We start from the raw sequence: 11,733 nt of genomic DNA, 5'->3' as shown, positions 1-11,733 counted from the left end.
CGGCCAGGCGCCAGGTGTCGACGGTCACCTTTCTAGGTCTTCGGGTCGAGAAATTCAAATATCAAACAATGACAAATGCACCGTCGATATAGGAGAGCGTCTGACCGTACAACGCCGCCGACATGGATGGATCAATGTAGAACTCAAGTCCACCCACGAGGATCGTCTCTTCGGCGCCCAGGTTCTTCTTGTCGTAAATGCCCATGGCCCACCTTTTTTTCTCGGCATCCCTTGCATCCTGAACCGGCGCAAAAACAGCAAATTCGACTTCTGGAATTTCCTTTAAGAAGCTAAGTAGCGCTGCCACGGCTTCCTTGGTGAGATCAAAACGAAAGTTCATTTCCCATTCCCTCAATAGGCTGGGCAATTCGGCTGCTTCCAATTGCTCAGATTTATATAAAACGAGGTCCCGTCATCACATATATATGTGCAGGTCGTTTCATACCCGTTCTCCGCAAATAGAATAGACAGACTTCGCTAGCGTTCTTTTATCCGTAGATCGCAGTCACCTCCATAATAGAAGGTCGTTTGAACCGGTGGCCAATCGTATGGATCATTGCAACCATCGACATTCCCAACGCTGTATTGATCATTTCCCAGTATCCCTAGCGTAATTTTCAATCGAGTATGCATGCTGCAAAGTATGCTCAGGAAACTCCCTCCGCATTTTTCCCATCTCAGCAGGACTATTTACTGTTCCACTGCCTCGACCTACTTTGCTGTAGCCATCAGTTGAATAGCCAATGTCATCAAAATGGGTCAATTCATGAACTATTAGCGCACCAATTTCAACTGCACCTTTTTCCCTTATTACATTCCAAAGCCCACCCAAATAAATCGTATGTGAGACGTCTTCCGTCTTTACAAATGCATTTACCCCCGATGGGTCGTGCTTGCCCTTTGGATCACGATAATTGTAATCGGCCCACGTGGCATGTCTGAAGTCTTCAGTGCTCAGCGCCAGACCCGCCTGTAGCTCCCGCCGAGCAATCTCTTTAATAAAGTTACGGGACGCCATCAGCGCGTCCAAACACACTTTTGAAGATCTTTTGGTCATTATCATTCCAACGTTTGAGTGATTGCTGCATTGTCAGCGCAGCCGCGTTCCCCGATCCAGGGCGTGCCCACCAGTGACAAGACTCCTTCAAAAGCTCATCCGTCGAAACTTGAGGAACTGTTCCACGATTTGCCGTTTGCCTCGAGGTCGCCTCTCAACAGTTCGTCAACAAATCATTTCGGATTTCGCCGACTAAATGCTGTGGCTCAGCTTGATAGAGCGTGGTCTAAACATCTATGCTGAAAACACCAAGTATGCAGGAGACGTATCGAACCAGTGCGATTCGCGAAGCAAAAAAAATCCCCGATTTCTCGGGGACTTTTATCAGATTTGCCACTCACAGCAGCAAACCCTTGACGTTTTGGAGGCGAGGGCCGGAATCGAACCGGCGTACACGGCTTTGCAGGCCGCTGCATAACCATTTTGCTACCCCGCCGAAGGGGTCACACAAGAGCCGCGGCAGGTCGCGTGTCTCTTCGAATTCTGGAGCGGGAAAAGAGTCTCGAACTCTCGACCTCAACCTTGGCAAGGTTGCGCTCTACCAACTGAGCTATTCCCGCATGGGTTTGAAAAACTTGGAGCGGGAGAAGAGTCTCGAACTCTCGACCTCAACCTTGGCAAGGTTGCGCTCTACCAACTGAGCTACTCCCGCATGGAGTTATTTCATTTACTACTACTGCTGCTCCAGTGAACTGGAGCGGGAGAAGAGTCTCGAACTCTCGACCTCAACCTTGGCAAGGTTGCGCTCTACCAACTGAGCTACTCCCGCATTTCAGAGGAACCGCATTATCGCAGAAACATTCTCATATTTCCAGTGCGATTATTACTGCTTGCTTACCGCTTTGTTGCTGATGACTTTTGGAGCGGGAGAAGAGTCTCGAACTCTCGACCTCAACCTTGGCAAGGTTGCGCTCTACCAACTGAGCTACTCCCGCTTCGCATCACTGCGCCGTCATCAACAGCAGGCCAGCATTATAGATGAACTATGGGCGCTGTCAAGGGGCAATATTGTTATTTAGGATAAGTTGCCCGAACGTTCCTTAATCATGGGCCATGCCTTCTTCAGGTAATAGAACATGGACCACACAGTCAGCACACTGGCCAGCCACAGCAGCAGGTCGCCCCAGAAGCGCGTGTCGATGGCACCCCACAGCACGTCGTAGTAGAGCAGCATTGGGATGGCACTCATTTGCGCGGCGGTCTTGATCTTGCCGATCGAACTGACCGCCACCGATTTGGAGGCGCCGATCTGCGCCATCCACTCCCGCAGGGCGGAAATCGTGATCTCGCGGCCAATGATAATGAAGGCGACGATCGGATGGCATCTGCCGCCGTCCAGGTTAAGCAGTACCAGCAAGGCGCCTGCCACCATCAGCTTGTCGGCTACGGGGTCGAGGAAGGCGCCAAATGCCGAAGTCTGGTTCCAGCGGCGTGCCAGGAAGCCGTCGAACCAATCGGTAACGGCGGCGACGATGAAGATCAGCGTGGCGGCCAGATTGCGTTCGTGCGGAGTGAGCCAGGTGACAGGAAGGTAAAACACGCCAACGACCAGGGGAATCAGCGCGACGCGCAACCAGGTCAGAAGGATCGGGATGTTGAAAGGCATATGCGGTGTATAAGAATTGTAATGACGCGCCGCTAGTGTATAACGGCGGCGCATTCAAAGCCACTCTAGTGCAACTGCCGGTAGATTTCTTCTGCCAGGGTGTGGGAAATACCCTCCACCGACTTCAGGTCCTCGATACTGGCGTTCATCACGCCTTTCAGGCCGCCAAAGCGGGACAGCAGCTTTTGCCGGCGCTTGGCACCGATGCCTTCGATCTCCTCCAGGCGCGAGGTCTGGCGCGCCTTTGCGCGCTTTGCCCGCATGCCGGTGATGGCGAAGCGGTGCGCCTCGTCGCGAATCATGGCCACCAGCATCAGGGCGGCGGATTCCTTGCCCAGTTCCTGCGGCTCGCGGCCATCGACGAAGACCAGCGTCTCGAGGCCGACACGCCTGCCCTCGCCTTTCGCCACGCCGACGATCAGGCTGATGTCCAGCCCCAGTTCGACAAACACCTGGCGCGCCATCTCAACCTGGCCCTTGCCACCGTCGATCAGCACCACGTCCGGCATCACGCCGTCGCCGCCGGCCACTTTCTCGTAGCGGCGCGTCAGCACCTGGCGCATGGCGGCGTAATCGTCGCCCGGCGTGATGTCGTTGATGTTGTAGCGGCGGTATTCGCCGTTCTGCATCTGATGATGGTGGAATACCACGCACGAAGCCTGGGTCGCTTCGCCTGCCGTATGCGAAATGTCGAAGCACTCCACGCGCAGAGTGTCGAGGTCTTCATTTTCCAGTCCCAGCACTTCGGCCAGCGCGCGGGTGCGGGCCTGCTGCGAGCCTTGTTCGGACAGCAGTCGTGCCAGCGAGATCTCGGCGCCCTTTTGCGCCAGGTCCTGCCATTGGCGGCGCTGGCCTTGCGGCTGGAAGATCAGGTGAATGCGGTGTCCGCACTGCTCCTGCAGCGCCAGGATCAGCTCCGGCTGGTCGAATTCGATATTCAGGATCAGCGTGCCGGGGATGCTCTTTTCCGTGTAATGCTGCACCAGGAAGGCTGACAGCACTTCCTGCTCGATCGGGCGCTCGGCTACGACCTCGGCGTCCATCACATGGGTCGGGAAGTAGGCGCGGTCGCCCAGATGGCGGCCGCCGCGCACCATGGCCAGGTTGACGCAGGCGCGTCCGCCCTGCACCACCACGGCCAGGATATCCACGTCCTGGTCGCCGGTGGTTTCCATCGACTGCTGGTGCAGCACTTTGGACAGCGACTGGATGCGGTTGCGCACCACCGCCGCCTGCTCGAATTTGAGCTCGGTGGCATAGGCCAGCATTTTCTGCTCCAGTTCCTGCATCACCTCGGTCTGCCGGCCGCGCAGGAAACGCGCTGCGTTATTGACGTCGTTGCGGTAGTCCTCGGGGGCTATCAGGCCCACGCAAGGGCCGCTGCAACGGCCGATCTGGTGCAGCAGGCAGGGGCGCGTGCGGTTCATGTAGACGCTGTCTTCACAGGTGCGCAACATGAAAACCTTTTGCAGGATCTGCATCGATTCCTTCACCGCCCACGATGAAGGGAACGGGCCGAAATACTGGTGCTTGCGATCCACCGCACCGCGGTAGTACACCATGCGCGGCACGTCGCCGCCCGTGATCTTCAGGTAGGGATAGCTCTTATCGTCGCGGAACAGGATGTTGTAGCGCGGCTGCAGCGCCTTGATCAGGTTGTTTTCCAGGATCAGCGCTTCGGCCTCGCTGCGCGTTACCGTGGTCTCCAGGCGCGCGATGCGCTCGACCATCAGCGCAATGCGCGGGCTCGACAGGTTCTTCTGGAAGTAGCTCGACACGCGCTTCTTCAGATCGCGCGCCTTGCCCACGTAAAGCACCTTGTCTTCGGCATCGAAGTAGCGGTATACGCCGGGCAGGTTGGGCAGCTTGGCAACGGTGGCCAGCACCTGTTCGCGTGGGTCTAAGGTTTCTTCAGTCATTCGCTCGCTCGACGATCGCATAGGCAACCGCGTAATCCTCTTCATCGCTCACGGAGATATGGGCGACCAGCGCGTTCTGCAACATGAATTCGCCCAGTGCACCGCTGCAGGCCATATAGGGCTTGCCCAAGTCGTCATTGAGCAACTGCGCCGTGTGCCAGGTCATCGGCGGGCGCAGGCCCAGGCCGAGCGCCTTGGAAAAGGCCTCCTTGGCGGCGAAGCGGGTCGCAGCATAGCGCACGCCGCGCAGCGGGCTGCGGGCGCAGCGTTCCTGGTAGACCAGGAATTCGTCAGGACCGAGGATCTTGCGCGCAAAGCGCTCGCCGCTGCGTTCAAGCGCGGCGGCGATGCGGGGTACTTTGCTGACGTCCGTCCCGATCCCGTAGATCATTTCGCGCCCAGGCGGGTCGACACCATGATGGCCTTCATCTCGCGCACGGCATTCTCCCAGCCGGCGAAGATCGAGTGCGCCACGATGGCATGGCCGATGTTCAGTTCGGCGATGTCCGGAATGGCAGCGATGGCCTGGACATTGGCGTAGTGCAGGCCGTGGCCGGCATTGACCTTCAGGCCATTCTGCACGCCCCAGCGCACCCCGTCCTTGATGCGCGCCAGCTCGCGCGCCTGCGCGTCGCCTTCGGCATCGGCATAGGCGCCGGTGTGCAGCTCGATCACTGGCGCGCCAACGGCGGCGGCGGCCTTGATCTGCTCTTCGTCGGCATCGATGAACAGGGAAACGCGGATGCCCTCCCCTTGCAGCTGCTTGACGGCGGCTTCCACCTCTTTGTGGAAGCGCACCACGTCCAGGCCGCCCTCGGTGGTGATCTCGGTGCGCTTTTCCGGCACCAGGCAGACGTCGGCCGGCTTGATGCGGCAGGCGAAGTCGATCATTTCCTGGGTGACGGCCGCCTCCAGGTTCATGCGGGTGAGCAGTTGCGGCGCCAGCGCAATCACGTCGGCATCCTTGATGTGGCGGCGGTCTTCGCGCAGGTGCAATGTAATGCAGTCGGCGCCGGCCTGTTCGGCCAGCAGCGCAGCGCGGATCGGGTCTGGATACACGGTGCCGCGCGCATTGCGCAGCGTGGCCACGTGATCGATATTCACGCCAAGGTCGATGACGGTGCCGGAGGGAGACAGGAAGCTCATATTCTTTTCTTAAAGTTGCAGCAAATCGATCAATATCTGGCGCGTATTCAATGGCGCGCCGCCAAGATGCCAGGACAACAGGTAGCGCATCAACTGTTTGCTTTGCGCTTGCGTGGCCGGGTCGGTGTAATCCTCGCGCTCCATGTCGAGCAGTGTCTTGCCGGCGACGCGCGGCGCTGTGTCGTCGTCGCGCTCCGGACGCGGGCCGCGATCCGGGTCCACCACATAATGTACATCGGCCACGACTTTCGTGCGCGTGTCGGTGCAGCGCGCCAGGTCGGCCGCCACGCCGGTCTCCTTCAGCAGCGCCATCTCGAATTTGCGCAGCACGATCGGCGCCGGTTCATTGTGGGCCAGCTGGTTGAGGGTGGAGACGTAATGGTCGAACAGCCTGGCATGCGCATCGTCGCGCGCGGTCAGCTTGACCAGCAGTTCGTTCAGGTAGAAGCCGCACAGCAGCGCGGTCTTTTCGAGGGGCAGCATGCCGCCGACCCAATCGGCGTCAGTCAATGTGCGCAGCTCGTTTTTGCCGGTCCAGCCGGTCGTCAGCGGCTGGAAGGTTTGCAGCACGCCGCGCAGCTGGGAGTGCGGCCGCTTGGCGCCTTTTGCAATCAGCGCCACGCGCCCGTAATCGCGCGTGAACAGCTCGACGATGAGCGAAGTTTCTTTGTAGGGATAGCTATGCAGCACGAAGGCCGGCTGCTCGCTGACCCTGGTGCCCACGGTGCGCTGCTGCCCTGGCGCGCGGCGGCGCTGGGTGGGCGCAGCGGCTGCCAGTTCAGACATTATTCGTAGCCGTATGCGCGCAGGCCGGCTTCGTTATCGGCCCAGCCGGATTTGACTTTCACCCAGATCTCGAGGTAGACCGGGCCGCCGAACAGCTTTTCCATGTCCTGGCGGGCCTGGGTGCTGACTTCCTTCAGGCGCGCACCCTTGTTACCGATGATCATGGACTTGTGGCCGTCGCGCTCCACCAGGATGGCGGCGAAGATGCGGCGCAGGTTGCCCTCCTGCTCGAATTTCTCGATCAGCACCGTGCTGGTATACGGCAGCTCGTCGCCGACAAAGCGGAACAGCTTTTCGCGCACGATTTCCGATGCCAGGAATTTCTCGCTGCGGTCGGTAATATCGTCTTCGCCGAAGATCGGTTCATTTTCCGGCAGGTACTTCTTGATCTCGTTCTGCAGGCCGTCGAGCTGGAAGCGCAGCTTGGCGCTGACCGGCACAATCGCAGTGAACTGGAACTTCTCGGCGATCTGCTGCGCAAACGGCATCAGCACGGCCTTGTCTTTCACGCGGTCGGACTTGTTGATCACCAGGATCACCGGCACGTTCTTTGGCAGCAGGTCCATCACTTGCTGGTCGGCTGGGCCGAAGGTGCCCGCTTCCACGATGTACAGGATCAGGTCTGACGATTCGAGCGTGTTGGTGACGGTCTTGTTCAGCGTCTTGTTCAGCGCATTCGAGTGGCGGGTCTGGAAGCCCGGCGTATCGACGTAAATGAACTGGGCGTCCGGCACGGTCTGGATGCCGGTGATGCGGTGGCGCGTGGTCTGCGCCTTGCGCGAGGTGATGCTGACCTTGGCGCCGATCAGCGTATTCATCAGGGTCGACTTGCCGACGTTCGGCCGGCCGACAATGGCGATGTAGCCGCAGCGGAAGCCGGCGGGAGTGGGTGCACTAGTCATGATGCAAACTCAATTCAGTTATTGTTTGGCGAGCTTCTTGTCAGCCGCCGTTTCGCCCTGGACCGTGGCAATGCCGGCCAGCTTGAGCTGGGCCGAGCGCTGGCGCGGCTTGCGGCCCGCGGACGGCGCCTTCTTCAGGGCTTCCTCAGCGACTTCCAGTGCCAGCTTGGCAGCGGCCTGCTCGCCGGCGCGGCGGCTGCCGCCTCGCCCGAACACCTGGATGCCCAGCTTCGGCACCAGGCACTCGATCTCGAATTCCTGGCTGTGCGCAGCGCCATGGGTGGCGACCACGTTATACAGCGGCAGCGAGATCTTCTTCGACTGCAGGAATTCCTGCAGCAGCGTCTTGGCATCCTTGCCCAGGGTCTGCGGATCGACCGAGTCCAGGATCGGGATGTAGAAGGCACGGATCACGCCCGCGGCCTTGTCGAAACTGCCGTCCAGGTAAATGGCGCCCAGCAGGGCTTCCAGGGTATCGGCCAGGATCGACGGGCGGCGGAAACCGCCCGATTTCAGTTCGCCCTCGCCCAGGCGCAGGAACTGCGACAGCTCCAGCTTCTGGGCGATTTCGAACAGGGATTGCTGCTTGACCAGGTTGGCGCGCACACGCGACAGGTCGCCCTCGTCGAGGGAATTGAAACGTTCGTACAGAATGGAGGCGACCACGCAGTTAAGGATCGAGTCGCCGAGGAATTCCAGCCGTTCGTTATGCAAACTGCTGTGGCTGCGGTGCGTCAAGGCCTGCTGGAGCAATCCAACATCCTGGAACGTGTAGCCCAACCTGGTTTGCAATAACTGTAAATTCATCACTTGTTATTCAACCTTCTTCTTTGCGCCAGCCTTTTTTGTCGTGCCCTCATACTCCATCAGCAGGCTGGCCGGGCCAAACAAGGGAATCTTCTTCTCATAGGCGAAGCTGATGTCGAATTCGCCGCCATTGCGCTCGATAAGCAGGTCGCGCGAGGTAATCGAAGAGATATAGCCTACTTCGGCACTCCTGTTGAAGGAGTCCTGGATTGCCTTGATATTGTCGCCGCCATCCTTCTTGGCACGGTCAATCGCACCCGCGATGGAACGGTACTCAATGAAGGTCGGCAGGATCTGCGCACCAATCAAGCCGAGTACCCCCAGGATGGCGATCACAAAAATCAGGCCAATCAGGCTAATGCCACGTTCACGCTGCATGCGCATATGTTTTGCTCCCCTATCTGCTTAGCGAATGCCGCCAAGACGATCAAAATTGAAATTACCCAGGTTCATCCAGACGAAGAAAGCCTTGCCTACGATGTTCTTGTCCGGTACGAAACCCCAGATACGGCTGTCGGCACTATTGTCCCGATTGTCGCCCATCATAAAGTAATTTCCTTCAGGAACTACACACGAAAAGCCTTCATAGTTGTAGGTGCACGCTTCGCGGTGCGGATAATTGTCGTCCACCTGGCCGATCAGGACCGGCGGCGCCTTCTCATTGTTCAGGATGCGGTGCTGCACGTCGCCCAGCTGCTCGGTGAACTGTTTCTGGTAAGTAAGGGTGCCTTCTTCCAGGTAGTCTTCCATCGCGGTATAGCCAACCACCTGGCCATTCACCGTTAAACGCTTGTTTTGATAAACAATTTTATCACCCGGCACGCCAATCACCCGCTTGATGTAATCCTGGCTCATGTCCTTCGGATATTTGAACACCATCACGTCGCCGCGCTGCGGGTCGTTGAGCTGCACCACCTTTTTGTTGAGGATAGGCAGGCGGATGCCGTAGGTGTATTTGTTCACCAGGATCAGGTCGCCCACCAGCAGGGTCGGCACCATCGACGACGATGGGATCTTGAACGGCTCCCACAGGAAGGAGCGCAGGAAGAACACCAGCGCAATCACCGGGAAGAAGCTGCCCGAATATTCGATCCAGGTCGGCTGGCGCAGGATGTCCGCTTCCAGCTTGGAGCGGGCATTGCCCTGCTCGTCCATGCGGATGCCGTTGGCCGCCGAGCGCGCCATGCGCTCGTCGTATTCGACCAGGGCCCGGTTGGCGGCAGCGCGGCGCTGCTTGGAGAATACCACCAGGTCGAGGACCCAGATGATCCCCGTCACCACCATCAGGACGAACAGGATTAAAGCAAAATTGCCCAGGATGGATTGCAGTGTCATTTCTCGTCCACTTGAAGGATTGCCAGGAATGCCTCTTGCGGGATCTCCACGGAGCCCACTTGTTTCATGCGTCGCTTACCTGCTTTCTGCTTCTCGAGCAGTTTTTTCTTACGGCTGATGTCGCCGCCGTAGCACTTGGCCAGCACGTTCTTGCGCATCGCCTTCACGTTTTCACGCGAGATGATGTTGGAGCCGATGGCAGCCTGGATCGCCACGTCGAACATCTGGCGCGGGATCAGTTCGCGCATCTTGGCCGCCACGGCACGGCCGCGGTATGGCGCATTGGCGCGGTGCACGATGATGGCCAGCGCGTCGACTTTTTCGCTGTTGATCAGCATGTCGACCTTGACCACGTCGGCGGCGCGGTTTTCCTTGAACTCGTAGTCCATCGAAGCGTAACCGCGCGAGGTGGACTTCAGCTTGTCGAAGAAGTCCAGCACGATCTCGGCCATCGGCATTTCGTACACCAGCTTCACCTGGCGGCCATGGTAGGCCATATCCATCTGCAAGCCGCGCTTGCCGATACACAGGGTAATCACGGAGCCGACATACTCTTGCGGCATGTACAGGTTGACGGTGACGATAGGCTCGCGCACTTCGTTGATGTGGCTCGGGTCCGGCATGCGCGACGGGTTGTCGACGTGGATCACGGTGCCGTCGCGCATTTCCACCTCATACACCACGGTCGGCGCCGTGGTGATCAGGTCCATGTCGAATTCGCGTTCCAGGCGTTCCTGCACGATTTCCATGTGCAGCAGGCCGAGGAAACCGCAGCGGAAGCCGAAGCCCAGCGCTTGCGACACTTCCGGCTCGTACATCAGGGCGGCGTCGTTCAGCTTCAGCTTTTCCAGCGAGTCGCGCAGCGCGTCATACTGGTTGGCTTCGACCGGGAACAGGCCGGCGAACACCTGCGGCTGCACTTCCTTGAAGCCTGGCAGCGGCGCTGTGGCCGGCTTGGCCACGGTGGTGATGGTGTCGCCCACGCGTGCCGCTTTCAGTTCCTTGATGCCGGCGATCACAAAGCCAACCTGGCCTGCGCTCAGCTGCGGCAGCGAAACCGAGCGCGGCGAGAAGATGCCGATGTCCTCCACCAGCTGCACCGAATCGGTCGCCATCAGGCGGATCTTTTCTTTTGGACGCAGGGTACCGTTTACCACGCGCACCAGCATCACCACGCCGACATAGGAGTCGTACCAGGAATCGATGATCAGCGCCTGCAGCGGCGCTTCCGGGTCGCCCTTCGGCGGCGGCACCTTGGCGATGATCGATTCCAGCACATCTTCCACGCCCAGGCCGGTTTTGGCCGAGCAGTGCACCGCGTCGCCGGCTTCAATGCCGATCACGTCTTCAATTTCCGCGATCGCGGTTGGCGGGTCGGCGTTCGGCAAGTCGATCTTGTTCAGTACCGGCACCACTTCCACGCCCAGGTCGAGCGCGGTGTAGCAGTTGGCTACGGTCTGCGCTTCCACGCCCTGCGACGCATCCACCACCAGCAGCGCACCTTCGCAGGCCGACAGGGAGCGGCTCACTTCATAGGAGAAGTCGACGTGGCCCGGGGTGTCGATCAGGTTCAGGTTGTAGATTTCGCCGTTGCGCGCCTTGTATTTCAGGGCTGCGGTCTGGGCTTTGATGGTGATGCCGCGTTCACGTTCCAGGTCCATGGAGTCGAGGACCTGCGCTTCCATCTCGCGGTCGGACAGGCCGCCGCACAGCTGGATGATGCGATCGGCCAGCGTGGACTTGCCGTGGTCAATGTGGGCGATGATGGAAAAATTGCGAATGTTATTCATTAAAAATCGAAGCGAGCTATAACAAAAAGGCGCTTGAGCGCCTTTTTATGGAAATCAATGCAAGGGTAACCCCCGGCATTTTACCGGATTTCAGAGGAGAAAGCCGGATTTCTAGAGAAACAATGCCAGAACAGCAATCATTCCGACAACACGGCACGTACTCTGGCCTCGTCCAGGAAGTAATGGCACAGTTCCGGCTCAGCCGGATCGGCAAATAGCACCGGCACCAGCTCATCGAAACGCGCCACCAGGGCCGCGTCGGCATCGACGTCGATTACCTCGACGGTAAACGGCTTTTCCGGGGTTTGCAGGGCATTCAGGGCGGCCAGCATGTCGTCGCACAAGTGGCAGTAGGAGCGGGAGTACAGTGTGAAGTGCATTCAGG

General features: G+C 58.9%; 13 protein-coding genes and 5 tRNA genes. All 18 read right to left on the bottom strand.

Going from position 1 to position 11,733, the window contains the following annotated elements:
• Positions 1–61 precede the first annotated feature (61 nt).
• The 18 genes from ASD07_RS24320 to ASD07_RS24240 all read right to left on the bottom strand — a co-directional run bounded on the left by ASD07_RS24320 (position 62) and on the right by ASD07_RS24240 (position 11,728).
• A complete protein-coding gene (locus ASD07_RS24320; protein ID WP_055936326.1) occupies positions 62–340 on the bottom strand; it encodes a hypothetical protein in 279 nt (92 codons plus the stop codon).
• 249 nt (positions 341–589) lie between these two features.
• A complete protein-coding gene (locus ASD07_RS31125; RefSeq protein ID WP_156398163.1) occupies positions 590–1,057 on the bottom strand; it encodes a hypothetical protein in 468 nt (155 codons plus the stop codon).
• Positions 1,058–1,419: 362 nt separating this feature from the next.
• A tRNA-Cys gene (locus tag ASD07_RS24315) sits at positions 1,420–1,493 on the bottom strand.
• A gap of 48 nt (positions 1,494–1,541) precedes the next feature.
• Positions 1,542–1,617: transfer RNA gene (locus ASD07_RS24310), tRNA-Gly, on the bottom strand.
• 16 nt (positions 1,618–1,633) lie between these two features.
• Positions 1,634–1,709 (bottom strand) — tRNA-Gly (locus ASD07_RS24305).
• Positions 1,710–1,750: 41 nt separating this feature from the next.
• Positions 1,751–1,826 (bottom strand) — tRNA-Gly (locus tag ASD07_RS24300).
• 90 nt (positions 1,827–1,916) lie between these two features.
• Positions 1,917–1,992 (bottom strand) — tRNA-Gly (locus ASD07_RS24295).
• Positions 1,993–2,072: 80 nt separating this feature from the next.
• Entirely contained in the window at positions 2,073–2,663 is a 591-nt protein-coding gene (gene pgsA / locus ASD07_RS24290; protein WP_055936323.1) for a CDP-diacylglycerol--glycerol-3-phosphate 3-phosphatidyltransferase, read from the bottom strand.
• Positions 2,664–2,728: 65 nt separating this feature from the next.
• The gene (uvrC, locus tag ASD07_RS24285) at positions 2,729–4,582 is read right to left on the bottom strand and encodes an excinuclease ABC subunit UvrC (RefSeq protein WP_055936320.1); all 1,854 of its coding nucleotides are present in this window, start codon (positions 4,580–4,582) and stop codon (positions 2,729–2,731) included.
• A complete protein-coding gene (gene acpS / locus ASD07_RS24280; RefSeq protein WP_055936317.1) occupies positions 4,575–4,973 on the bottom strand; it encodes a holo-ACP synthase in 399 nt (132 codons plus the stop codon). The genes uvrC and acpS overlap by 8 nt, the downstream gene beginning before the upstream one ends.
• Positions 4,970–5,728 carry a pyridoxine 5'-phosphate synthase gene (gene pdxJ, locus ASD07_RS24275; RefSeq protein WP_055936313.1) on the bottom strand — a complete coding sequence of 253 codons (759 nt, stop codon included), beginning with the start codon at positions 5,726–5,728 and terminating at the stop codon, positions 4,970–4,972. Before pdxJ ends, acpS begins: the two co-directional genes overlap by 4 nt.
• A gap of 9 nt (positions 5,729–5,737) precedes the next feature.
• Complete coding sequence (recO, locus tag ASD07_RS24270; protein WP_082507541.1) at positions 5,738–6,514, bottom strand: DNA repair protein RecO; 777 nt, start codon at positions 6,512–6,514, stop codon at positions 5,738–5,740.
• Positions 6,514–7,416: a GTPase Era gene (era, locus tag ASD07_RS24265; protein ID WP_055936306.1), complete on the bottom strand. Its 903-nt coding sequence runs from the start codon at positions 7,414–7,416 to the stop codon at positions 6,514–6,516. Before era ends, recO begins: the two co-directional genes overlap by 1 nt.
• 18 nt (positions 7,417–7,434) lie before the next feature.
• Positions 7,435–8,223, bottom strand: coding sequence for a ribonuclease III (gene rnc, locus ASD07_RS24260; RefSeq protein WP_055936303.1), 789 nt, complete (start codon positions 8,221–8,223; stop codon positions 7,435–7,437).
• Between the two features lie 6 nt (positions 8,224–8,229).
• Entirely contained in the window at positions 8,230–8,607 is a 378-nt protein-coding gene (locus ASD07_RS24255; protein ID WP_229207272.1) for a DUF4845 domain-containing protein, read from the bottom strand.
• A gap of 21 nt (positions 8,608–8,628) precedes the next feature.
• A complete protein-coding gene (gene lepB, locus ASD07_RS24250; RefSeq protein WP_055936300.1) occupies positions 8,629–9,558 on the bottom strand; it encodes a signal peptidase I in 930 nt (309 codons plus the stop codon).
• A complete protein-coding gene (gene lepA / locus ASD07_RS24245) occupies positions 9,555–11,348 on the bottom strand; it encodes a translation elongation factor 4 (RefSeq protein ID WP_055936297.1) in 1,794 nt (597 codons plus the stop codon). The genes lepB and lepA overlap by 4 nt, the downstream gene beginning before the upstream one ends.
• Before the next feature lie 137 nt (positions 11,349–11,485).
• Positions 11,486–11,728 carry a glutaredoxin family protein gene (locus tag ASD07_RS24240; protein ID WP_055936294.1) on the bottom strand — a complete coding sequence of 81 codons (243 nt, stop codon included), beginning with the start codon at positions 11,726–11,728 and terminating at the stop codon, positions 11,486–11,488.
• Between the last annotated feature and the right edge of the window lie 5 nt (positions 11,729–11,733).

Source organism: Duganella sp. Root336D2, from assembly GCF_001425005.1.
Lineage (GTDB): Bacteria > Pseudomonadota > Gammaproteobacteria > Burkholderiales > Burkholderiaceae_D > Rugamonas.
This window is presented reverse-complemented; position numbering and strand designations above follow the sequence as displayed.

What these genes read in the sequence shown, in the direction of transcription:
- ASD07_RS31125 (WP_156398163.1), bottom strand. Translation starts at nt 1,057, where the DNA reads ATGACCAAAAGATCTTCAAAAGTGTGTTTGGACGCGCTGATGGCGTCC.
- pdxJ (WP_055936313.1), bottom strand. Translation starts at nt 5,728, where the DNA reads ATGAGCTTCCTGTCTCCCTCCGGCACCGTCATCGACCTTGGCGTGAAT.
- rnc (WP_055936303.1), bottom strand. Translation starts at nt 8,223, where the DNA reads ATGAATTTACAGTTATTGCAAACCAGGTTGGGCTACACGTTCCAGGAT.
- era (WP_055936306.1), bottom strand. Translation starts at nt 7,416, where the DNA reads ATGACTAGTGCACCCACTCCCGCCGGCTTCCGCTGCGGCTACATCGCC.
- uvrC (WP_055936320.1), bottom strand. Translation starts at nt 4,582, where the DNA reads ATGACTGAAGAAACCTTAGACCCACGCGAACAGGTGCTGGCCACCGTT.
- pgsA (WP_055936323.1), bottom strand. Translation starts at nt 2,663, where the DNA reads ATGCCTTTCAACATCCCGATCCTTCTGACCTGGTTGCGCGTCGCGCTG.
- lepA (WP_055936297.1), bottom strand. Translation starts at nt 11,348, where the DNA reads ATGAATAACATTCGCAATTTTTCCATCATCGCCCACATTGACCACGGC.
- ASD07_RS24320 (WP_055936326.1), bottom strand. Translation starts at nt 340, where the DNA reads ATGAACTTTCGTTTTGATCTCACCAAGGAAGCCGTGGCAGCGCTACTT.
- lepB (WP_055936300.1), bottom strand. Translation starts at nt 9,558, where the DNA reads ATGACACTGCAATCCATCCTGGGCAATTTTGCTTTAATCCTGTTCGTC.
- ASD07_RS24240 (WP_055936294.1), bottom strand. Translation starts at nt 11,728, where the DNA reads ATGCACTTCACACTGTACTCCCGCTCCTACTGCCACTTGTGCGACGAC.
- acpS (WP_055936317.1), bottom strand. Translation starts at nt 4,973, where the DNA reads ATGATCTACGGGATCGGGACGGACGTCAGCAAAGTACCCCGCATCGCC.
- ASD07_RS24255 (WP_229207272.1), bottom strand. Translation starts at nt 8,607, where the DNA reads ATGCGCATGCAGCGTGAACGTGGCATTAGCCTGATTGGCCTGATTTTT.
- recO (WP_082507541.1), bottom strand. Translation starts at nt 6,514, where the DNA reads ATGTCTGAACTGGCAGCCGCTGCGCCCACCCAGCGCCGCCGCGCGCCA.